This is a genomic window from Leptotrichia sp. SK-5 (assembly GCF_055387215.1).
In genome coordinates this window covers 437,957-457,606 of sequence record NZ_AP028931.1, presented here as the reverse complement: position 1 = coordinate 457,606, position 19,650 = coordinate 437,957, and the positions used below count along the sequence as shown (strand labels likewise).

Here is a 19,650-nt window from a genome sequence, read left to right as displayed (position 1 = left end):
ACTAAATCACTTCCTTTTTCTCATTTTTCTTTATATCTTTTTCTGCTATTTCAGTTATCAGAACAATATTGTCCTCTTTAAACATAGCATCTGTTACTTTCAATAATTTTCCTTGCTCCATAATTTCAATTCCAATCAAATTCCTTAACTCCATTCACTCCACTTCCTTTTCGTCTATCAGTTCCATATTTTTTAAATACTTATACAACTTTACAGGGCTGAACTGATAGCCAACCCTATCCTTTAATGATTTACCTTTATAGGTCAATGTGAACTGCAAAGCGTAATCGATTGCATTAAGGCAAAACTCACTGCAAAAGAATCGATTATCATCCTGCACCTTGTCAGCATAGAAAAATTGCCCTAAAATTCCTAAATAATCATAGCCCTTGCCTTGAGCCGTTCTAAAAAACTCAATCACATCTTTGGGATCGATATTTTTATCAAGCTCGTAAATTTCCATATTTTTCTGATACTCAAACTTCCTTGTCCTAACTCCTCCAGGATTAGATAAAAAAATTTGACCATTGTAGATAAATTCACAGTGAGAGTATTTACCTAGTGTCCATAGTGCTATTAAATGCCCTATCAGTCTCTTGGGCTTGTGGAAACATATATATAGCTTGTCTTTTTCTAACTGCATAGAAACCTCCTATCCTTGCTTTATTTCACTTTCAAACAGTTTATTGTATTCTGCTTCGGCGTCAAATGTTTTCAGCTCCTCAACTGTCTTGTTTTCCAAACTGTGCGACAATGTTGTCTCGGCAACCATTGAAGTAGTCGTGTGCTTTCTCATTATCTCACTCATTTCAATAAATTTTTGGACCGAAACATTCACATACTTTTCGGATCCGTCCTCGGTATAGAACTTCCAGTTACTGTACTCTACATTCATCAAATCAGCCATAACTTGAGTGAAGTCCAGTTTTGCACCTTTGGCTATTTTGCCCATAAGCCCAAGAATGAACCTGAGAACTAAGCTGAACAATATTTTGGTTATATTACTTTGGTCTATTGTCCTGTTATGCTGTAAATACTTTATCCCTTTTACTTCAAACTCAAAGGGCTTCTTTTCCCTTTTAATTCTCAGTTCATAAAGCTCCTGTTTCAATTTTTCAATCTTCTCTTCCTTCTTATACTTGATTTGGTTATCTTCTATGTACTCAAATTCAGATAATTCAACTGTCTTGATTTTTCCGTTTTCTATCAGCTCATTTTCAGCTAAAGTATATTTTCCAGCCTTGTACAACTCTTCTTTTGTAGATTCTCTTAATTTCCCTTTTTCTAAAACTGGATTTTGGTATTCAATTTCTGAAAAAATATGATTTTCTTTGTTAAAATCTGGGAAAAATAAATTCGGCTCTTTTTCAAAATCTTCTAAATTAGTAATAACTGGTTTAGCTATTACTTTAAGACTTTTTTTATCATAAATAACGATGTTCATTTTTTATTTTCCTTTCTATTATTTTGCTAAAAAACTGACATTGAAATATAAGTAGCCTGATAACTTGATGTTTGACATCAGAATTACACGTCCATCAGTTTCTACGTTGAACACACAAGCCTGTCCTACGCTTGTGTTTCCTGAAAAGCTTGTCCGATTTCTGGGTCTGAAACCGTCTGGCAGTGTTAAGATTACATTGCCCTCGGTTCTCCCATTTAGCCTTTCGTTATCGTCTATGTTCAAGAAGACTATTCCAGTCTTCTTGTATAATGTTGCAGAAGAAAAGCCAGCAATCTGACTTGCATTTAAAGTTCCTGGTATAACTTCGTATAAATTTTCTAATTTGTCTGAAAGTGGCTTGTTGGAGATAGCTCTGAATTTTGAGCTTTCGTTATAAGTCAGGTTAGTATTTTCTATACACTCGTAATAAAATTTAGTCACGCTATCAAAATAAAATTTCCCTTTTACTTTGTTACCGGTATCCTGTATGTTTCCGCCAAATTCTATCCCCAGAATTTCGGCTAAGCGGTTGCCTTCGAGGGTTGTGCCTGTTTCTGTCCCAAGCTTTACAATCCCTTTTTTTTCACTCGTTGCACTAGAAGTTTGATTATCCAAATGCTCCAACAGTTCATATAATTTCATAAAATTTCTTGAAACTTTTCTTAAATCAGCAACTGTATCTAATTGGAACAGTTCAAATAATTCGTTTTGAGTAGCCGCAGGTATAAAGGTATTTTCATTTATATTTTTTATTAAATCTAGTGTTGTTTGTTTCATTTTTTCTCCCTTCATTTAATATACAATTTTTATGTCGTACCAGATTGGTATAACTTCATAAATCAATTCCAGCCAGTAATCTAAATATTCTTTATCTACAGTGCTAGAACGAAAATCTACAATGTACTGAAAATTATTTTTATCATTCGTTATTGTTACATCGTCGTTATAGATAAAATATAGTTTCATTGTATCTTTGAAATTCTGTAAAGTGGTTGCACGCCTTAAAATACGTTTGGAAATGATTCTGTTTATTTTAAAAATTGTTGATAAATTTTTACTTGATATTAATTTATAATGTTCTTCAAACTCTTCTAAGACTTCATTTCTTGCCGTTATAAATCTTCTGTTTTTTACTAATGTTCCAATTATAAATTCCAGTGATTTTAATTCAAGATCCGCAAAATGAAATACATCTTGTATAAGATTTGAATTTCTGAATATTCCCGGAAGGGAATTTATCATACTGTTGTAGTAATCATTTTTAGCAAGATTGTATATAACATTAGCATAATCATTGTCGTACGAAAAAATTAACGGGAACTTTTTTTCAGTAATTTTTTGTGTAAAGTTTACATAATCATCCAATCCAATGAAAAATGAAAAATCACTCACTTTATAATTTAATAATTCTGATACTGTCATTTCAGATAATTTATTCGTATGTTTCACAAAATTTGCTACTTTAGGATTGCTTTTTATTAAAGCAAAATCATTATTTCTACCATCATTTACGAAATCTTTTACATAGAAATTTGATAATTCGCTTATATTAAAATTATCTTTTATATATTCAACTGACTTCTGGTGTACATTTTTTACCATTAATTTCTAAATCCTATCACATAAAAGTTTTTTGCTATTTCATACTGCATTAAAGCGTAAATTATTACCTCATCTCTTGCGTCAAAAGTAGCAAAATTTATTAAATTTCCACCAGTCAATGAATCATATATTCCAATTCCTATAATACGCCCCCAATCTTCCCTTGCTTCAGGAAATTTCACAGAAGCCACGTTACTTGTTTCGTTTGATGAAGTTGAAGCAAAATTTATAGCTCTTCTGGCATATGAAGCTGATACAAGTTCTGTTGCATTTTCTTTTCCATTTGCTCCCGTTGTTATAGCCGTCAAAAGCCCCGCATAATAGTTTTGCCTTCGAATAAATTGTTTAATATTTTTGCTTTTGCAGCCATTGTAAATCCGCTCATTTTATCCTCCTAATCCAAAGTTTTTAATGTTACGTTCAAGACACTTGCTAAATCGTCGTCATCCAATACAACATCCTCTTTTGTGTTATTAATGTCTATATTTGATATTTTCTTAAATGCTTTTATTTCCAGCAATTTATCAATTATTTCTGCATAATAAATTCTATTTTCCTCAAATAATTTATCCAAAAACACTTGATTTAAAGTGTTTTTTGTAAGTTCAATTGCACTTTCTTCGTTATATTCCTTATTTAATACAGCTTCAAACGTAAGATTTATACTTTTTCCCTTAATTGTCTTTATAGTAAATTCGGCATCCGTTATAATTTCATTATCCAAATACGTTTTTATCGCATTCAGCTCTTCATCTTTTAGTTTTATATCTGATTTGCCGATTCCAATAATCTTAGCTGTCCCCTTGCCATTCCATCTCGGAATTATTCTTAATTTTTTGATATTTTCAAAATTAGCTAATATTATTTCTCTTATCATATTTGCGTTATAATTCACACTTGGACTAGATAATATCTTTCTCCTGCGTTCTCGCAACTCCTCATCAGTTTCTTGATTTGATCCGTTTGAAATATTATTAAGATTTTCAACCTTTTCAAGTCCTGCATAATTTCCCAAAAATTTATTTATTTCTCCTATTCCGCAATTTCCTATTTCTCCGGCTATATTTGCAACTACATTAACATCACTATAGCCAATTGTTCCTGTTGATTTATATGCTACTATTTTGGTTTCTATGATAGTGTATGTACAGTTATTGCTACCAACCACCATTCCGTTTTCAATTAATGTCCCGCTTATTCCGTGAACTCTAACAGTTCCTGTTGCAGCGTTTGCTTTTTTTCTAAAAATATAATCTTCACTACAAATACTATCAAGGTGCAACCCTTCAGCAGTAGCAACATTATAATTTTTTGACATTTCCTCATATAGTTTTTGCTGTACAATCAGTTCTGTTGAAAACGCCCTTACAATATCTGCTGTAAAACTCCCAACAACATCGCTATACTTGATCATAAAACTTCCGTTAAAAATATTATTGACAAGTTCGTTTATATCTTCCTCATAAACATCTATATCTTTCCTTGTAACCATAAATACCTCCTTTCACTATAAAAGATTGTCAAATTCAAAAGTTTCACTAATATTAAGAGTTCCTTCCTCATCTTTTAGAATTACATCAAATTCAAATGTCAATCTATCCTCTTTAAAATCTGAATAATAATTGCTGATAGACTTTATATATTCGTGTTCTTTAAGTGCAGTTAATATTTCACGTTTTATTTCACTCTGTGCATAATCCTGATAAAGTGGATTTATTCCACGATATTTATTTATTCCAACTCCAAAAGGAAACACATCCTTGTAATAAACTCTCCAAGCATTTTTAGTAACGATTAAGCACTTTATAATCCACTGCTTTACAATTTCTTTCTTTGTCGTCAAAAGAACAGGTGTCCCTTTTTCATAAACAAAATCGCCTTTTTTAAAATCCCATTTTAAATCAAAATAAATATCAGAATTGTCATATTCAATATTTTTGGTACTAGAATACGTATCAAGGGCTGTAATTGCTGAATTAGGTAGCATTTCTACTCACCTGCCTTATAATAATAAGCCTTGTCTACCAAATAAAATTTTTTCTGATTTTTAAATTCGTTTAATATGACCTCATCACCAACCTTTAATTCATCAGTCCATTTATTTGTTCCACTGGCTTTATATGTTCCTTTTGCTTTTATTTTGTTATGAATATTTCCACCAGAATCTTGATTTTCACTATCAGTTACATCTATTTCAATATCTCCCTTAACTTCAAATTCTCTAGTATATCCAGCCACTTTCTCCCAAGCTACAACAATTCTGTCTGCTTTTAATATTATTCTTTCATCAATTTGAACTTCCAAGTTTGGAGGTGCTTTTACAATTTTTCCTAAGAAAGGACCATTCCAGTCAGGATTGTCAAAGTTCTTCCTTAAAATTTTAGCTAAATTATCGAATGCCTTGCTAGGCTCAGAATATTTTGCCTCATCAGGTTGCAATACTTTGTCTTTCATGCTTATTCCTCGCTTTCTAATTCTTTTACCAGTTCCAAAGTTAAACTCATAAAATAAATATTTATCCCATAAAAGCTGTACTTTTGGTTAAAATTATGATTAACGCTTTTAACTTCAAATATCCCAGCAATTCCTGTACTGTTTTTAGGAATACTCAATAAATCTCCAGCACGCAAAACAGGTATTCCTGGAACAGTTAGAGTAAAAGTTTTCTCAAGTTTATTTTTCTCTTTTAAAACATTTGTTGCTTTTATAGGCTTTTTTTCTTTTTGCTTTTTTGTACTCTTTTTAGGTGTTTTAGAATTTTCGGATTTTTTATTTTTCCCAGAATTCTTTTTTTCATTAGTTTTTTTACCTTTAGTATTTTTTGGTTCTTTGTCATCTTTTTTACTTTTTCTATCACGCTTTGAATTTCTAGTTTTTCCAGCCATTATTTTTTACCTTTCTTAGCTGTATTTTTGTTACGTTTTGAGTTTTTTGTATTCTTACCTTTATCATTTTTCTTATTTTTATCGTCCTTCTTATCTTTTCCATTCTTTTTACTATTTTTATCCTTGCTTCTACCTTTTTTAGCTGATTTATCTTGATTATTTTTCTCCTGTTTAACAACATACTGCAATAATCCATATTTTTTAATATTTTCGTTATCTTTCGCTGTATCAACCTTATTCATTTTTTCATCATCACCATCAACTACAATTATGCTATTTTTCATATTTTCAAAACTTGATGTATAGCTTGCGTCTTTAATAAAGTTAAAAATATTTACATATCCATTTCCAACATATACTTGGTATTCTTTGGGCTGTATTTCTCCATCCAAGTATTTATCACTATTTCTCTTGGAAAAATGGAAAGCATTATCTTTAAAGTAAAAATGCCAGTTTTCACCTTTATCCTCTTTTATTGTTTCTATAATTTTTTTTATTATATCTGCAATAGTTTCTTTATAATAATACTCATCTATTTTCACATCACAGTTTTCTATAGTTCCAACAGGCATATCAAACTCTTTGAGCATTTTTGATACACATTCTCCTGCTGGAAGTTTATCAAATTGAAATATTTCAGAAATACGTGATATATAAAAACTTGGATCATATGCTGTAAACTTAGGACCTTTATTATTAACACTAATTTTAGGGATAATACCTTGAAATATTAATGTATCAGCATTATCATAGAGTTCCACAAAATAAGCCCCCTTATCCAAGTCAATCGTATGATATGGCATATTTTCTCTGTAATTGTAAGCCAGCTCAAATTCCATTTGAGCTGTTATATTTTCAATACTGCTTGAAAGTTGTATATTATCTTTTACAATGCTTGTTAAATCATATCTTTTTTCATCAGGATCTGTTACAATTATTTTCATACTTCATCCACTCACCTTGTAAAATAATTTTTCTTCTGGATTATCAGCTTCTGTGATATCACTAAACTCTGGATATTCCTCAAATTCAATTTCAAAGTTCAATGTTCCTGTAACATCAAAATTGGCTTCAAATTTATTCACGGTTGCTAAAAAATTCAAATCTACAGGATTTAAAATTGATGTCAATGTTCCTTTACCCAATTTTCCAACTAAAATTAATCTTATAGGTTTATCCGACATCTCTAGCGATTTAAACAGTAAAAAAGTAGTAAAGGGATCTAACAAATGATGTGTTGCAAAATTATATTTCTGTTCTGGAATAATAGAAGAAAAAGCCAAAGACTGCAATTTATTTTTATTTTTGAGCTTTAATATACCGTTTACTGTGTCAATGCTTTCCCAGCCACCAATGCTTTTAAACTTCAGTTCACTTGGAGGTACTGGGAATAAATAAAACTCTTTTAGTTCCGCCATTTTATCATTTATTTGAGAAAAAATAGGATTTTGTCCGCTTACGCTGTTTATCTTATCTGATAGCATCTTTTTGGCTTTTTCAATGAAATTATTATCCCCTAATTTTTGATTTAAAAAATCAATTGTATTAAAAGAATTACTGCCCAAAAAATTCAAGTCCTTATAATTTACACTTTCATCAAATTTTATATACACTTTATAATCTAGTAACCCCATAACCTATCCTTTCTGCAAACTTGCTGCAATTTTATTCGCTATTGCATCTCCACTTGGAGCAGCAGGCACATTCACATTAATTTTTATAGCATGGATTGCTCCCACAACTTCTCCTAATTTTCCAACAATAGCACTTTTAGTTGCCGCCATTTCTGCTTTCAGTGCACTCATTTCTGCTTTCAATTCACCAAGCAAACTGTTTCTAGTAGCATCTTGTGGATTACCTTTAATGTCACTGCTAACTTGTTGAACTGCTTGTTGAACATTGCTAAATGCCGATGGATCAATTTTCATTTGGGTATTTGACAGACTAGCTGGATCAATAGGAACTTTTACCGTTGGATCTAATTTTATAGTTTGGGGCTGTGCAGGTGTTGCCACTTGCGGTACTTGTTGCATACTCATACCTGCAAGTTGTCCGTTCGCTCCCATTTGAGCCATTTGGGTGTTAATTTGAGCATTTATATCAACCTGTTTTTCAGTCGGTTTTGCAGCTTCAGCATTCAATTCTTCCATTCCTTTTTTTACTTCATTTATTGCTTCAGTAGCTTGTTTTGCATCATCTTTTCCAAATAATTTTTTAAAAAATCCACCAACTTTTGAAATAATTTTTCCAAAGAATAAGAAGGATTCTGTGATTGCTCTTACTGCAAATCCAAGCACACCTCCAATTATTTGTGCTAATCCAACTAAAAGAGGCATTATAAATTGCAATGCTCCACCTACAACACTTGCTATTGTGCTAAAAGCACCTGAAATTGTACTTGCAAAATTTTGTCCCTGTGAGCCAGCAAGTCCAGCAGCACTCATAAAACTTCCTAACAAGTTAATAATAACTCCAAAAACAGCATTAAATATTGCTCCTGTAACTGATACAACAGCACCTATATAAGAAAATGCAACCGTCAATATATTTCCAATTCCTTGAAACGTCGCACTAAACTGACTTCCATTTGACTGTATAGTTTGAAAAAAACCGCTGATACTACTAACCCAACCACTTATAAGAGGCATTAACGAACCACCTAAAGCTGAAAACGAATCTATCAAAGTAGGCAATACTCCCGTAATCCCTTGAAGCATTTGAGAAGCCATTGGAGTAAGTGTTTGTCCTGCTTGAATCATTGTATTATGCATTCTTTCTTTTATTTTTCCCATATTTGCTGTTATACCTTGGTCCATTTGTGCAAATGCTGTATCAGTAGCTCCTTTTGAATTTTTCATATCCTGCATATTTTTGGTAAATGATTCTGTATTTTCTCCCGTTAATGATAATGCAAAAGACCCAGCCTCTACACTTCCAAAAAATTCATTGATGTTTTTACCTGTTTTCTTAGCATGAGTCTCCAATGCCTGCATTGCAGTCTGTAAATTTCCGCCTTTCGCTATAAACTCCTGAAACGATTGTCCTGTTGCTTTCTTAAATTCTTTAGACGCTACTGTTGATCCTTTGGAAAATTCACTAAATGCCGCTTTCATCTGCGTCATAACTACGCTCGTTGGTGTCCCTTTTGCTGTCAAAGTTCCAATTGCAGCTGATACATCACTAAAATTAACGCCCAATGCACTTGCAATAGGCGATACTTGAGCAATACTGCCTGCCACTTCTTCAAAACTCGTTTTACCATTTTTCACTGCCGTAAAGATTAAATCACTCGCCTGTGCCGCACTTATGGCATCCTCTCCCCAAGCGTTTACTACAGAACTTAATCCGTCTACTGCTGTTGTAATGTCAGTTACCCCAGCAATCGCCCCTTTTTGAGCAACTTCTAAAAATCCTTTAACCTTTTCCTGTGATACTCCAGCAGATAACGCCTGATACATTGCTTCTGATATCTCGTTTGCACTTTTACCGTATTTATTTGATAAGTCTATAACATCGTTGCTCATCGAATCCATTGCTTGCTTTGAAATCCCTGGAAGCATTGTAAAAACTTTATTCATTCCTTGTTGAAATTCAGCCGAGGCTTTCAATGCCTTCACACTAAATGCAGCTGTTGCTGCGGTAACCGCTCCAATAGCAAGGACTAACGCACCAACAGGACCTGTCGCAAGTCCTGCAAGTCCACTAACTGCACTACTTATAGCACCAAGTCCACCACCAGTAACACTAGCCGCAGATACAACATTAAAAAGATTTTTTAATTTAGAGCCTATATCACTGATTTTTCCGCCAATACTTTCTCCCAAAAATGAAAATGCCTTTTTACCAGCCTCTCCTACTTTTTTCAACGGACTAAGCAATCCACTAAATTTATTCCCAATTTTACTTATAGTATCTGGTATTTTATTTCCTAAAGATTTTGATAATGTTTCTCCCACATCTCTTCCAAGCGTGTTCAATTTCTCGAAGGCTTCTGCTGTTTTATCACTACTCTTACCTAAATCTTCAGCACCGTCCGCTGCCTTTTTAGAACTTTCAGATAATTTATCAGCACTTTCAGAAGCCTTGGTGTTACTGTCGCCTAATTTTTCTACATCGTCTCCAGCTTCATTTGCAGCGTTCGCAACTTCACTTAAGCTATTTTCTAGCTCATCATTTCCGCTGGTTGCTTCTTTAACAGCATTCGCTACACTTTCCAAGCTATTTTGCAAAGTTTCGTTACCACTTGTACCTTGTTGTGCTCCCTGTGCTAGTTTTCCAAAACTTTCGGATAACGAATTAAAATGAGAGATAGCACTTTCTATTCCGTCTACATTTACCTGTATTGCTATAACATTATCCGCCATATCCCATCACTCCCAACCTTGCATATTCGTTAAATTCCTCACGTTTCTGTTCCTGTGCAATTTCATAAGCGACTACATAATAATGCCACATATTTTCATTCTCTATATCTGAAAAATCCTTTGGTGTCCAGCCTTTTTGCATATAATAAAATATTGCATTAAGTTCAACATCCGTCTTGTTTTTATCTATTTTTTTTTTAGCTCAACAATATTAGGATTTTTGTTTTCGTTAAATAATTCAGTTTGTTTATTCACGACTAGCATAAATATTTCTAAAATTTCTTCGTTATTAAAAAAATCTTTGAATACTGATACTCGACTTTGAACATTCAATTCTGCCATCAATTCTCCAGAAAGTTCTATAAAGTTTGGCTCTATAAAAGTATCAAATAAATATTCACATATAATAGAATTTGATTTTGTGATTTTTTCAGTAAATATCCGCTGCATTTCCTTTTTAGCAATACTAAAGTCAGTAATGCCCATTTTGGTGCATAAATTTACAAATTCCTGAAAATCAGGAACCTTTAACTTAAATTTAGTATCTTTGTAACTTTTTAAAGCAAATTCTATTGTTGATTTTTCTTCTCTGTATTTACTTGCTTCTTCACGTTTTTTCAGCAATTCTTTTAAATCCATAGTTTACTCCTTTCTTTCTAAATTAACTCAACAGCTTTAAGTTTTATTGGAAGAAATCCAAATTTTAGCTCTTCATTCATCTCTTCTCCACGTTTAGCTTCCAAAGAAAATCCATCTTTATTCCAACACTCCGTAATTCTTATAGCTTCCGCTCCTGCTACATCAGGATCATCTATTTGGAAATATAATTCAAAATATACTTCGTTTCCTTTAGCTAATTTTGTAAATTTTTTGAACCAATTTGAGTTTAATTTATATCTTTTAATAACACCTTCTCCACTAGCTCCAACCATTTTTTCTCCTTTTTGTCCTCCGGGGAGCCATACGTCTTTTCTTTCTATTTTTGTTTCTATTTTCACCTCAGATACTTCTGCAAATACCTGCCCATCAATCATAAGAGTACCGTGCGAGCCAGAAATTACCTGATTTGCCTTAAATATATCCATTCTTTATCATTCCTTTCCTAACTTTGAATTATCGCTTTTCCATAAAAGTCTTCCATACAATCAAGCGGCATAAGTTCGTCGCATTTCGCATAAACAACATCAACCGTATTTATTCTACGCAATCTTGCCTCACTCATTTTATCCACTTCGTCTCTTGATATACCTTTTTCTGTCATTAAATACAGCTTGTGCTGCTCCACATCAATATCAAAAGTATTTGAATAATCTGGATCAAGTATTCCCTGATTCATAAGACTTTGAGTATAAGCATTAACCGCATTCAAAAAAGCAATTTTATTTAAATAACCATTTAATCTTGCACCCTTATAGTCATTCCAAGATTTTTTCAAGTCTTCAGTAATTATAAATAAACTTCTTACAACTTTAACTTTACTAAATCTACGCTGTTTTTTTGTGTCAGGTGTTATAAATGAAGTAACTCCGCGATTAATTACATAGTAGCTAATACCGCTGTCGTCACGTTGAACGCTAACCGCGATTTTACCTTTTTTTGTAATTTTACCTGGTTCTGCTGGAATATCACATTTATCCAAGAATCCCATTTTCATATTTGTAATACTTCTTGAAATAGGACACCCTGCCTCTAGACTTGCTATAGCCAATGCAAATTCCTTATCACTGTATTCATGCCCATTTACAACTGCTCCTGTTATTCCATTATTTATAATAGCGTGATGATCTGGCACTTTATCGCTTGCTACAAACGTAAAAAAATGTGCCTGATTAAAGTCTAATGCCAATTTACCAAGTTCTGTATTATGTCGACTTTTTGCATAGCTAATTAAATCATCTGTCTCGCTTTCGGTAGCTTTTGGTATAACAATGCTGTCAACATCATTTTCTAAATCACTTAATATGTCAGTTATTTTTACGCTATCTCTAGCGTCTTCTTTCACTCTACGAACTATAACCTTATATGGACTTCCTACAAACGCCAAATCTTTTAAAAGATTGTAATTGTCATTATCCCAGTCTGTCTGCAATACGTCTCCTCTACTGACATAAATGTATTTTTCTGTGTCTTTTGTACTATCAAACAGTACCACGCCAACAACACCCTGTTCACTTCTTGCTATTGCAGTTCCTGCTCTTTCTTCAATTTCCAAAACAAATTTTGGACTTCCATTCATTTCCAATCCTCTCCTTTGTCAAAAAGACTGAAATTATCCAGTCTTATGTTATTATTTCCCGTTATTCAGATATATATGCTCAATAGGTTTGTATTTCTCTTTATTGTCAATTACATACTTTATTGGAAAAGATGTATCAAATACCCCCGTTATTAAGCATACCCTTAATGTTTCTTTTTTCTCTTTCGCTCTCAGTTCCCCAAACTGCATTTCCATTTTAGGTGCAAAAAATATTTTTTTATTCTCATCTAAATCCTGTATTTTCTTTTGAATATCTAATGCCTGTAAAATAAAACTTCCTAAATCATCTTGTACTTTAGGCTTTATGATATAAAAATTCAGTGTAGCATTGTAATGTTTTGCATTGCTAATTGTGATATTGGATATTTCACATATTACAGAATTTATTACAAAATCTTCCGCTTCCAAATCATCTGTTATATAAAATTCATAGTCAGGATAATCTTTTTTTAACTTTTCTTTAAATTTTTTAAATACTACATCAAACATCTTATCAACTCCTAAAACCTATAAATTCTGCCGTATCTATTATCATTCAAAAGACTTAAACCACTGTTCTCGGAACTTCCTTTTAAACTTTCCAACAATTTATAAAGCGTATCTCTTTTATCTTCTGATATTTTCTCTTTTTCCAAACTTTCGTATATTTTCCAAGCTACATAAAGCTCCTGCAATATTCTTTTTGTATCAGAATCTAAAAAACTATACTTCTCTCCGCCTATAAATACCGTTACAAAAGTTTTACAATCTGGTATAAGCTGATTATCAATATAGTCAATAAATTCTTGTGCCGTTCTTTTGGAATATCTGCAAACTTCAATTGCTACCACCTTTGGAATATATGGCACTTTTTCAAATAGTTTTTCATCCAGCTTTGTATCAGAAGTAACTCCATTTTCAGAAGCTACTCCCACTTTTTCCAACATTTCTACCACCTACTATTTTGAATTAGGCACGATAGCAATACTATCTGTATTAGAAATTTCGTATCTTACAATAAAATCTTTAATAGCAACTACTGGTGCAAATGCTGATTTACAAAACATTTTAGCTCTTGCAGTCTCTTTATTAGCGGCTGTTTCATCTAATATTTCCTGTCCAACAAATACAAAAGGTTTTCCTGTTGCATCTACTGCTTCAAGTGCTGCATATACAGGAACTAAGGCATTATCATTTGACAAATAAATCATATTGTCAGTTGCTATATCTCTACCATTAAAGTCTTGAGCTGTTCTCAATTTAGAAATTCTTTGACCTAATAAATCTAAATAAACTTGCTTTTCGTCAGCAGACAGCCCGATTGAATTTGAATAAGCCTTTGCAATCTCAATAAACTCATTATTTTTAATTAACTTGTCAAATAAAGTTCTTCCCAACTCAATTCTGTCTGGCATTACCCCGTTTTTTCTTTCGTAATCATCAATTATATCAAAGAAAAAAGTAACCCAGTTATCAATTTTTTTAGCATCTTTTGCAATTGCTCTATCAAATTTAAAATCAATTTCAGTTTGTGAGTTTGCTTGAATATACTTTCCTTGTAAGAAAGCGTTTGCAGCCATTTTTTCTTTAGTTTTTAAAATTGCATTTTTTAATTTTAAAAGTAATCTATCCTCTTGATATTTTTGAGGATCAACCATTTGTCCGTTAATAAATGTTGCCGTTCCGTTATTCATAATAGGTTTTAATTCATAAGAAGCAGCTACAATATCAGGCGTAATTGCAATACTTTCCATTCCATTCACCTTTATAAAAGGAATTTCACTGCCTCTTTCAATAATACTTGCTTCTACTAAATAATCATTTAAATCTTTCAAAAGAATAGTTTCATTATCACTCATATATTCTGGATTCGCATTTTCAAATCTATCCAAATAGTGCGTTTGCACTTTTGGCTGCACTACGGCAAATAATGCCATTAATTTTAATTGAATATCACTTAACATCTTTTATCATCTCCTATTTTTTATTTTTTTATATTATCAAATCTAACGTTGATACCATATTTATCTAAATTATCTAGTGCTGCGTAATCGGTTTCAGTTACTCCAATTACAAGAGTTCCATCAATATCACTAGCCCTTACAACTTGTATCTTTAAATCCTCACTTGTTGCATCTACATCTTCATCTATACCAACATAGAAAGTTTTCGGCAATTTGCCTCCAGGCGTACCAGATTGATACTTTTTATATTTCCCAGTAGCTGTATCATAAATTAATGCTTGTCCATACTTTATAACTTCACCTTGTGCCAATGTTACCGTTTTTCTTGGTATAAATTCATTCAGTACAATGTCTTTTTTTTCATCTTTACCTAAAAATTTAACTCTATTTCTCATTGTTATTACTCCTTTACTTTAAATTATTTTAAGCCATTTCTAGCCTTATATCCTGCTATTTCATCAGCTATCATTTGCTGCTGTCTTGAGATATTATCATCATTGCTGCCAAATTCTAATGGTTTATGTCCGCCATAACTTGGTAAATTTTCAAATAACTTAGATAAAATATCACTTGATTTTACTGTTTGACTATTACCATTTTCAGAAAATTCAATAACTCCGTTATTACTAGCCAAAGACTGTTTAACAAACTCTTCAATCCCTAATTTCTTTAAAGCAGGAGTTATTTTATTAGAATTTTTTAACATAAATTCTTTTATTTCTTGTTCTCTTGCAAATTCTTTTTTAACTTCTTCTCTGATTTCATCTTCTGTTTTTTCAGGCTCTTTATCTTTAGGAATTTCAATTTTTTGTAATTCCTCTTTTGGTAGTGTTTTTAACACTTCATTGACTGCCTTTATCTTATCTTCGCTATCTGATTCCAATAATTTTTTTAATATTTCATCAAAATTCATTTCACCATTTCCTCCATCATTATTTTTATTATTAGTAAATTCAATTATATTTTTTTGGTTAATCCAATCCATTTCAAAGCTCTGTGAAAACTCACCGTTTGCAAAACTCCCGCTATTACTTACAGCAGGTTCTACTCCTACAGGCAACGCTCCTACACGTGTTATTTCTCCATTTTCTATTTCTACAGATAACCTATCTACTTTCCTATCTTTAAACTCTCCTCTATTAAATATCTCGACATCATTGGCGATTATTTCGTCATCTTTTACAGAAATATTTTTAAACTTACCGATAACAGGTATTTCATTTCTAAGCATTCCCAGTTTTGTAAATTCACTTGTATGAAACGGAATTACGTCCAATTCCTTTTTATTATTTATAAGATTAGATAATTGCTCATTACTCCATTTCCCTTTTGTTCCATAATCCCCAGCTTTAAATAATACAAATGGCATTTTATTCCTCCTTTCTTTTAAAATTTCTATATAATAAAAAATTCGGCTATTAACCGAACTTAAAATTTATATACATAGTTTATAAAAACAATTTCTTATTTACAAAATAATCATTAATGATTTTTACCAAATCTTGTTTGTTCTTATCACTTACGCCACTAAACTGACGCTTAGGAATGGTGACAGACTTGGCAAAATATTTATCTTTTCCTATTTTCCAATGTAGAGCCTTGACATTTTTAGCTTTGATAACTCCACCTTCATCATGAACCTTTGCGTAAATTAAATTACTAAATACAGAAACACTATTTCCCTCTATTTTAGCTATTCCCAAAGAACCTTTAAGTGCTCCTGTATCACTTAGGATTTTTCCTTTTCTCAACTTTAATTTTTCCCAAGCATTCCCTTCGTAATCAGTTTCAGTATCAAATCTTTTACGCATTTCATTTTCCATATAGAACGCCACTTCTTCAAGCATTTCATTTTTATTAATGCTCCTCAGTTTTCCCTTAAAACTTGTACTTACACTATCGAGATTGGTTGTTATACTAATTCTCATAATAATTCCTTTCATAAAAAAATCACAGCTAAATTAATAACTGTAATTAGCCTTTCTTGTTATTCGTATGTGCACTCTTTCTCTTCTTCCTCTGTTAAAAATCCCTCACCACTAAACTCAAATACTTCAGCAATTATTGCTTCCGCTTTCTCTTTTGGTGTCATTTTATCAAATCTCGCATTTCTTTCTTCCTGAGTTTCTTCTGGCTCAAAACCTCTCTCTTCAGCTCTATTTAAAGCCTCTTCCAAATCCTTTATAAATTTTTCTTTTGCCACTCTTTCCACGACCTTTCTATAAATTTACCTACTTTTCTTGAAATTTCTCGTGGTTTTGGATTATTTTTATATTCACTCCATGCTTCAGCTATAAATTCCTCGACTTTTACAGTTGCATATTTGGAAAGATTTTTTGATATTACCGTTTTATTGGTTTCAAAATATTTTTTTACATCTTTGGATTTAGAAATACCCAGTAATTTATCAATTTGATGTCCAAACTCATGATCAAAAATAGATTTCATCGTATCACAGCCAACAGGTTTCCATCCGTTAGTTACTTGTCTTTTTCTTTCAGCAATAACATTGTCATAATTATTATAATAGTTTGAGTTCAATGATATTCCAGCATACTTGTTTACTATTTTTATAATTTCGTTCTCATCTGGATTATTTCCTAATCTAGTAACATGAAAAGATTCCGCTGTTCGATTACTTTTTATATTCAATTTTCCTAAAACATAATCAAGCAATTCTTTAGTTCCTTTTGCCAATTTATTATTCTTAGCATAATTTTTTAATTCTGCTTTCAATAATTCATTTCTCTTTTGCATACTTCCAACGAATTTAATTTGTTCTGCAACTTCTGGATATTTATTTTTCATAGCTGCAAGCCCACGATTCCACTCATTAGCACAACGTACATCAATACCTGTATAATCAGCTTTAACTCCTAATACTTTTTCAGCATAATTATTTGCTTCTTTTACTGTTTTTATTGTATCAATTATACTACTGTTGCCGTCTTTTTTCAATGGTTTAGTAAGTACAAAATCAGGAATATCATATTTATCGGCAAATGTATCTACTTTTTGTTTATAATTCTTTTCAAGCGTTGCTATATACTCATTATTTCCAATATTACCAGCAAAACTTCCTACATCTTGGTTTATATCTCCGTTACCTACAACTTCATCAGGATTTACCTCATCCGCTGTCAAAGATACTGTGTAGCACCTACAGTTAAATCCGTTTGGTGGAAAATATTTATCGGCTTCAGGTGTTCCTATCTTAAATATTTTCCCATTCAGCTCCCTTGTATGTTCCTGTTCTCTGCCGTCCAACGTTCCACAATATTGATAATATGGATAACGTTCCTTGTATTTATCCATTTTCATATATATTCCAGCATTATAAGCATGATTCATGTTAGTTCTGAATACTGTTTTCAAATATCCCTCATTTAATGTTAACCCACTCTGAGATAAAATGTTATCCACGTCTTTTTTCCACTCTTTAAACGTTTGACCATTTTCAAGAGTATTTGACATTTGTTTAAAAATCTTTTCAGTAACATTTACATCTGTGATTTTTTTAATCCAAAAGTATTTTTGTCGTGCATACTCCATTTCGTTTTCGATATCATTATACAAAGCAGGATGTTTTTTCAAGAAATTATCAAGTGCTGCATTTCTTGTTGTAGTTCTAGTATTTGAAAATTCCACAATTTCATTATCAATCATAACAGCGTTATCAAATCCTTGCAACATTGACATTAACAACATATCTTCTAGTGTATTATCATAATCAAACTCCAAATTATATAAATCAGAAATATCATTTGCCTTTTCTATCTTTTCACGAATAGCTTTTAATACATTTTTTTGCCATTTCTTAAAATTGTTATCAATAAATTTATCAAATCGTACTTGATTTTTCTCAATCAACTTACGTTTTTGATTTATTTTGTTAATATTCAGTTTTTTTTTAGTCTTGGCAAATTCTAAATTGCTACTTTCTTTTTCAACTTCTATTAAATCAGCTTCCTTGACACCTAATATCTCGGCTATTTTGGTTTTTGTAAAGGCATAACCACTTTCAGATATTTTCACTATATAATTTACTTTTTCTGATATAGTTTTCGTTCTTTTATCTTCCAGTTCAAGAGTTTCTGTTTCATTTATTTCCTCCACAAATTTAAAGTAAAAGTTCCCTGAATCATATCCATAAAGCTGTGCATCTATCTCTATTAACTTTTGAATCCAGTCCCTAATTTTTTTAACTTTGGATTCTATCTTATAATTCTGTTGCTCCTTATGAACTTCCCCCAATGCTCTGTTCCCGCTATTTCCGTCCACTCCAACAACAAGCGTACTTCCAAGTAAATATCTTTGCACCGATTTCGCTTTTTCGTTTAACAGTTCCTGGTAAATTTCAGGCTTCAAATCATCCAGCTTTATGAATTTTATAAAATCGTCCAATGATTTTTCTCCAGCACTTGGGACAGCCAGCACATCCTTACCTTTTGCAGCCTTTAAATCCTTAGCCTGTGCTTCCACATCTTTTTGTCTTGCCTTAACAACTTCTGGTGGATCTGTTTCGGTGGATGGCTCATAAGCAAATACTGTAATTATATCTCCATATTTTTCAATAATTGCATTTAATTTCGATTCCAGCCTTTCCTTAGCTGTAAATACAGGAACAAGTGGCAACAAATCCGTGCTCCCTTGCAAATTATCTAACCGCTCTTCATTAACGCAAACTAAAAAACGGCTAGGTTCACTCGCAATCGCAATTTCGCTATCACGAGTTTTAACAACCCAACCGCTATCTTTATCATGCTTTATATACTTGTTTGGCAACAATATTAAATCTTTAATTACTGTATTTCCTACGTTATCTTTATCATATATTATTTCAAATATTGATTTCTTATATATTTCAGCTCTCAAAATATTTTCCAGTAACTTTGATATATTAAGATTGTTCAAACGTCGCTGAATGTTCTCGGCAACTTCCACATATTCTGGTACATCTGTTTCAATTTTCCACTCTTTAGATGTAACCGTTTGTGTCATAAGCTGTAATGCCTGAGCAATATCCATATCCTTTAACATTTGTTCCAATAATTTATCATCAATGTTCTGTTCTCCGCTTGAAACTGAACCTAATGATATTATCTCTTTTACTAACGCACTTACTACGTTTTCCCTGATACTCACGTTTCCTCCT

Annotated in this window: 25 protein-coding genes; all 25 read right to left on the bottom strand. The window is 31.9% G+C overall.

What is annotated here, in order from left to right:
* Nucleotide 1: 1 nt before the first annotated feature.
* Entirely contained in the window at nucleotides 2–154 is a 153-nt protein-coding gene (locus ACZ5B9_RS02400) for a hypothetical protein (RefSeq protein ID WP_464423205.1), read from the bottom strand.
* Complete coding sequence (locus tag ACZ5B9_RS02395) at nucleotides 155–643, bottom strand: cytoplasmic protein (RefSeq protein WP_464423204.1); 489 nt, start codon at nucleotides 641–643, stop codon at nucleotides 155–157.
* Nucleotides 644–652: 9 nt separating this feature from the next.
* Nucleotides 653–1,444 (bottom strand): hypothetical protein, encoded by a 792-nt coding sequence (locus tag ACZ5B9_RS02390; protein WP_464423203.1) that lies wholly within the window; start codon nucleotides 1,442–1,444, stop codon nucleotides 653–655.
* Nucleotides 1,445–1,462: 18 nt separating this feature from the next.
* Complete coding sequence (locus ACZ5B9_RS02385; protein ID WP_464423202.1) at nucleotides 1,463–2,221, bottom strand: hypothetical protein; 759 nt, start codon at nucleotides 2,219–2,221, stop codon at nucleotides 1,463–1,465.
* Nucleotides 2,222–2,236: 15 nt separating this feature from the next.
* Nucleotides 2,237–3,046, bottom strand: a complete 810-nt coding sequence (locus ACZ5B9_RS02380; RefSeq protein WP_464423201.1) for a hypothetical protein — start codon at nucleotides 3,044–3,046, stop codon at nucleotides 2,237–2,239.
* Nucleotides 3,046–3,354, bottom strand: coding sequence for a phage tail fiber protein (locus ACZ5B9_RS02375; protein WP_464423200.1), 309 nt, complete (start codon nucleotides 3,352–3,354; stop codon nucleotides 3,046–3,048). Before ACZ5B9_RS02375 ends, ACZ5B9_RS02380 begins: the two co-directional genes overlap by 1 nt.
* Before the next feature lie 86 nt (nucleotides 3,355–3,440).
* Nucleotides 3,441–4,538: a baseplate J/gp47 family protein gene (locus ACZ5B9_RS02370; protein WP_464423199.1), complete on the bottom strand. Its 1,098-nt coding sequence runs from the start codon at nucleotides 4,536–4,538 to the stop codon at nucleotides 3,441–3,443.
* Between the two features lie 15 nt (nucleotides 4,539–4,553).
* Complete coding sequence (locus tag ACZ5B9_RS02365) at nucleotides 4,554–5,033, bottom strand: DUF2634 domain-containing protein (protein WP_464423198.1); 480 nt, start codon at nucleotides 5,031–5,033, stop codon at nucleotides 4,554–4,556.
* Between the two features lie 2 nt (nucleotides 5,034–5,035).
* Entirely contained in the window at nucleotides 5,036–5,500 is a 465-nt protein-coding gene (locus ACZ5B9_RS02360) for a DUF2577 family protein (protein WP_147002922.1), read from the bottom strand.
* 2 nt (nucleotides 5,501–5,502) lie between these two features.
* Complete coding sequence (locus ACZ5B9_RS02355) at nucleotides 5,503–5,931, bottom strand: XkdQ/YqbQ family protein (RefSeq protein ID WP_464423197.1); 429 nt, start codon at nucleotides 5,929–5,931, stop codon at nucleotides 5,503–5,505.
* The gene (locus tag ACZ5B9_RS02350; protein WP_464423196.1) at nucleotides 5,931–6,875 is read right to left on the bottom strand and encodes an XkdQ/YqbQ family protein; all 945 of its coding nucleotides are present in this window, start codon (nucleotides 6,873–6,875) and stop codon (nucleotides 5,931–5,933) included. The genes ACZ5B9_RS02355 and ACZ5B9_RS02350 overlap by 1 nt, the downstream gene beginning before the upstream one ends.
* 3 nt (nucleotides 6,876–6,878) lie before the next feature.
* Entirely contained in the window at nucleotides 6,879–7,565 is a 687-nt protein-coding gene (locus ACZ5B9_RS02345; protein WP_464423195.1) for a hypothetical protein, read from the bottom strand.
* Between the two features lie 3 nt (nucleotides 7,566–7,568).
* Nucleotides 7,569–10,295, bottom strand: a complete 2,727-nt coding sequence (locus tag ACZ5B9_RS02340) for a phage tail tape measure protein (RefSeq protein ID WP_464423194.1) — start codon at nucleotides 10,293–10,295, stop codon at nucleotides 7,569–7,571.
* Nucleotides 10,285–10,437 carry a hypothetical protein gene (locus ACZ5B9_RS02335; RefSeq protein WP_156906963.1) on the bottom strand — a complete coding sequence of 51 codons (153 nt, stop codon included), beginning with the start codon at nucleotides 10,435–10,437 and terminating at the stop codon, nucleotides 10,285–10,287. Before ACZ5B9_RS02335 ends, ACZ5B9_RS02340 begins: the two co-directional genes overlap by 11 nt.
* 44 nt (nucleotides 10,438–10,481) lie before the next feature.
* Complete coding sequence (locus tag ACZ5B9_RS02330) at nucleotides 10,482–10,934, bottom strand: hypothetical protein (protein ID WP_464423193.1); 453 nt, start codon at nucleotides 10,932–10,934, stop codon at nucleotides 10,482–10,484.
* A 17-nt stretch (nucleotides 10,935–10,951) separates the two neighbouring features.
* Nucleotides 10,952–11,380 carry a phage tail tube protein gene (locus ACZ5B9_RS02325; RefSeq protein ID WP_464423192.1) on the bottom strand — a complete coding sequence of 143 codons (429 nt, stop codon included), beginning with the start codon at nucleotides 11,378–11,380 and terminating at the stop codon, nucleotides 10,952–10,954.
* A 17-nt stretch (nucleotides 11,381–11,397) separates the two neighbouring features.
* The gene (locus ACZ5B9_RS02320; RefSeq protein WP_464423191.1) at nucleotides 11,398–12,531 is read right to left on the bottom strand and encodes a phage tail sheath C-terminal domain-containing protein; all 1,134 of its coding nucleotides are present in this window, start codon (nucleotides 12,529–12,531) and stop codon (nucleotides 11,398–11,400) included.
* Nucleotides 12,532–12,582: 51 nt separating this feature from the next.
* Nucleotides 12,583–13,041 carry a hypothetical protein gene (locus ACZ5B9_RS02315; protein ID WP_464423190.1) on the bottom strand — a complete coding sequence of 153 codons (459 nt, stop codon included), beginning with the start codon at nucleotides 13,039–13,041 and terminating at the stop codon, nucleotides 12,583–12,585.
* Nucleotides 13,042–13,052: 11 nt separating this feature from the next.
* Nucleotides 13,053–13,478 (bottom strand): hypothetical protein, encoded by a 426-nt coding sequence (locus ACZ5B9_RS02310; protein WP_464423189.1) that lies wholly within the window; start codon nucleotides 13,476–13,478, stop codon nucleotides 13,053–13,055.
* Between the two features lie 12 nt (nucleotides 13,479–13,490).
* Entirely contained in the window at nucleotides 13,491–14,495 is a 1,005-nt protein-coding gene (locus ACZ5B9_RS02305; protein WP_464423188.1) for a major capsid protein, read from the bottom strand.
* A gap of 20 nt (nucleotides 14,496–14,515) precedes the next feature.
* Complete coding sequence (locus ACZ5B9_RS02300; protein WP_464423187.1) at nucleotides 14,516–14,890, bottom strand: hypothetical protein; 375 nt, start codon at nucleotides 14,888–14,890, stop codon at nucleotides 14,516–14,518.
* 23 nt (nucleotides 14,891–14,913) lie between these two features.
* The gene (locus ACZ5B9_RS02295; protein WP_464423186.1) at nucleotides 14,914–15,864 is read right to left on the bottom strand and encodes a hypothetical protein; all 951 of its coding nucleotides are present in this window, start codon (nucleotides 15,862–15,864) and stop codon (nucleotides 14,914–14,916) included.
* Nucleotides 15,865–15,943: 79 nt separating this feature from the next.
* Complete coding sequence (locus tag ACZ5B9_RS02290; protein WP_464423185.1) at nucleotides 15,944–16,423, bottom strand: phage virion morphogenesis family protein; 480 nt, start codon at nucleotides 16,421–16,423, stop codon at nucleotides 15,944–15,946.
* A 59-nt stretch (nucleotides 16,424–16,482) separates the two neighbouring features.
* Complete coding sequence (locus tag ACZ5B9_RS02285) at nucleotides 16,483–16,698, bottom strand: hypothetical protein (protein ID WP_464423184.1); 216 nt, start codon at nucleotides 16,696–16,698, stop codon at nucleotides 16,483–16,485.
* Nucleotides 16,677–19,640: a phage portal protein family protein gene (locus ACZ5B9_RS02280; protein WP_464423183.1), complete on the bottom strand. Its 2,964-nt coding sequence runs from the start codon at nucleotides 19,638–19,640 to the stop codon at nucleotides 16,677–16,679. Before ACZ5B9_RS02280 ends, ACZ5B9_RS02285 begins: the two co-directional genes overlap by 22 nt.
* Between the last annotated feature and the right edge of the window lie 10 nt (nucleotides 19,641–19,650).

What these genes read in the sequence shown, in the direction of transcription:
- ACZ5B9_RS02305 (WP_464423188.1), bottom strand. Translation starts at nt 14,495, where the DNA reads ATGTTAAGTGATATTCAATTAAAATTAATGGCATTATTTGCCGTAGTG.
- ACZ5B9_RS02365 (WP_464423198.1), bottom strand. Translation starts at nt 5,033, where the DNA reads ATGCTACCTAATTCAGCAATTACAGCCCTTGATACGTATTCTAGTACC.
- ACZ5B9_RS02345 (WP_464423195.1), bottom strand. Translation starts at nt 7,565, where the DNA reads ATGGGGTTACTAGATTATAAAGTGTATATAAAATTTGATGAAAGTGTA.
- ACZ5B9_RS02400 (WP_464423205.1), bottom strand. Translation starts at nt 154, where the DNA reads ATGGAGTTAAGGAATTTGATTGGAATTGAAATTATGGAGCAAGGAAAA.
- ACZ5B9_RS02350 (WP_464423196.1), bottom strand. Translation starts at nt 6,875, where the DNA reads ATGAAAATAATTGTAACAGATCCTGATGAAAAAAGATATGATTTAACA.
- ACZ5B9_RS02290 (WP_464423185.1), bottom strand. Translation starts at nt 16,423, where the DNA reads ATGAGAATTAGTATAACAACCAATCTCGATAGTGTAAGTACAAGTTTT.
- ACZ5B9_RS02325 (WP_464423192.1), bottom strand. Translation starts at nt 11,380, where the DNA reads ATGGATATATTTAAGGCAAATCAGGTAATTTCTGGCTCGCACGGTACT.
- ACZ5B9_RS02360 (WP_147002922.1), bottom strand. Translation starts at nt 5,500, where the DNA reads ATGAAAGACAAAGTATTGCAACCTGATGAGGCAAAATATTCTGAGCCT.
- ACZ5B9_RS02320 (WP_464423191.1), bottom strand. Translation starts at nt 12,531, where the DNA reads ATGAATGGAAGTCCAAAATTTGTTTTGGAAATTGAAGAAAGAGCAGGA.
- ACZ5B9_RS02380 (WP_464423201.1), bottom strand. Translation starts at nt 3,046, where the DNA reads ATGGTAAAAAATGTACACCAGAAGTCAGTTGAATATATAAAAGATAAT.
- ACZ5B9_RS02395 (WP_464423204.1), bottom strand. Translation starts at nt 643, where the DNA reads ATGCAGTTAGAAAAAGACAAGCTATATATATGTTTCCACAAGCCCAAG.
- ACZ5B9_RS02370 (WP_464423199.1), bottom strand. Translation starts at nt 4,538, where the DNA reads ATGGTTACAAGGAAAGATATAGATGTTTATGAGGAAGATATAAACGAA.
- ACZ5B9_RS02390 (WP_464423203.1), bottom strand. Translation starts at nt 1,444, where the DNA reads ATGAACATCGTTATTTATGATAAAAAAAGTCTTAAAGTAATAGCTAAA.
- ACZ5B9_RS02310 (WP_464423189.1), bottom strand. Translation starts at nt 13,478, where the DNA reads ATGTTGGAAAAAGTGGGAGTAGCTTCTGAAAATGGAGTTACTTCTGAT.
- ACZ5B9_RS02385 (WP_464423202.1), bottom strand. Translation starts at nt 2,221, where the DNA reads ATGAAACAAACAACACTAGATTTAATAAAAAATATAAATGAAAATACC.
- ACZ5B9_RS02340 (WP_464423194.1), bottom strand. Translation starts at nt 10,295, where the DNA reads ATGGCGGATAATGTTATAGCAATACAGGTAAATGTAGACGGAATAGAA.
- ACZ5B9_RS02330 (WP_464423193.1), bottom strand. Translation starts at nt 10,934, where the DNA reads ATGGATTTAAAAGAATTGCTGAAAAAACGTGAAGAAGCAAGTAAATAC.
- ACZ5B9_RS02300 (WP_464423187.1), bottom strand. Translation starts at nt 14,890, where the DNA reads ATGAGAAATAGAGTTAAATTTTTAGGTAAAGATGAAAAAAAAGACATT.
- ACZ5B9_RS02295 (WP_464423186.1), bottom strand. Translation starts at nt 15,864, where the DNA reads ATGCCATTTGTATTATTTAAAGCTGGGGATTATGGAACAAAAGGGAAA.
- ACZ5B9_RS02315 (WP_464423190.1), bottom strand. Translation starts at nt 13,041, where the DNA reads ATGTTTGATGTAGTATTTAAAAAATTTAAAGAAAAGTTAAAAAAAGAT.
- ACZ5B9_RS02335 (WP_156906963.1), bottom strand. Translation starts at nt 10,437, where the DNA reads ATGCAAAAAGGCTGGACACCAAAGGATTTTTCAGATATAGAGAATGAA.
- ACZ5B9_RS02355 (WP_464423197.1), bottom strand. Translation starts at nt 5,931, where the DNA reads ATGGCTGGAAAAACTAGAAATTCAAAGCGTGATAGAAAAAGTAAAAAA.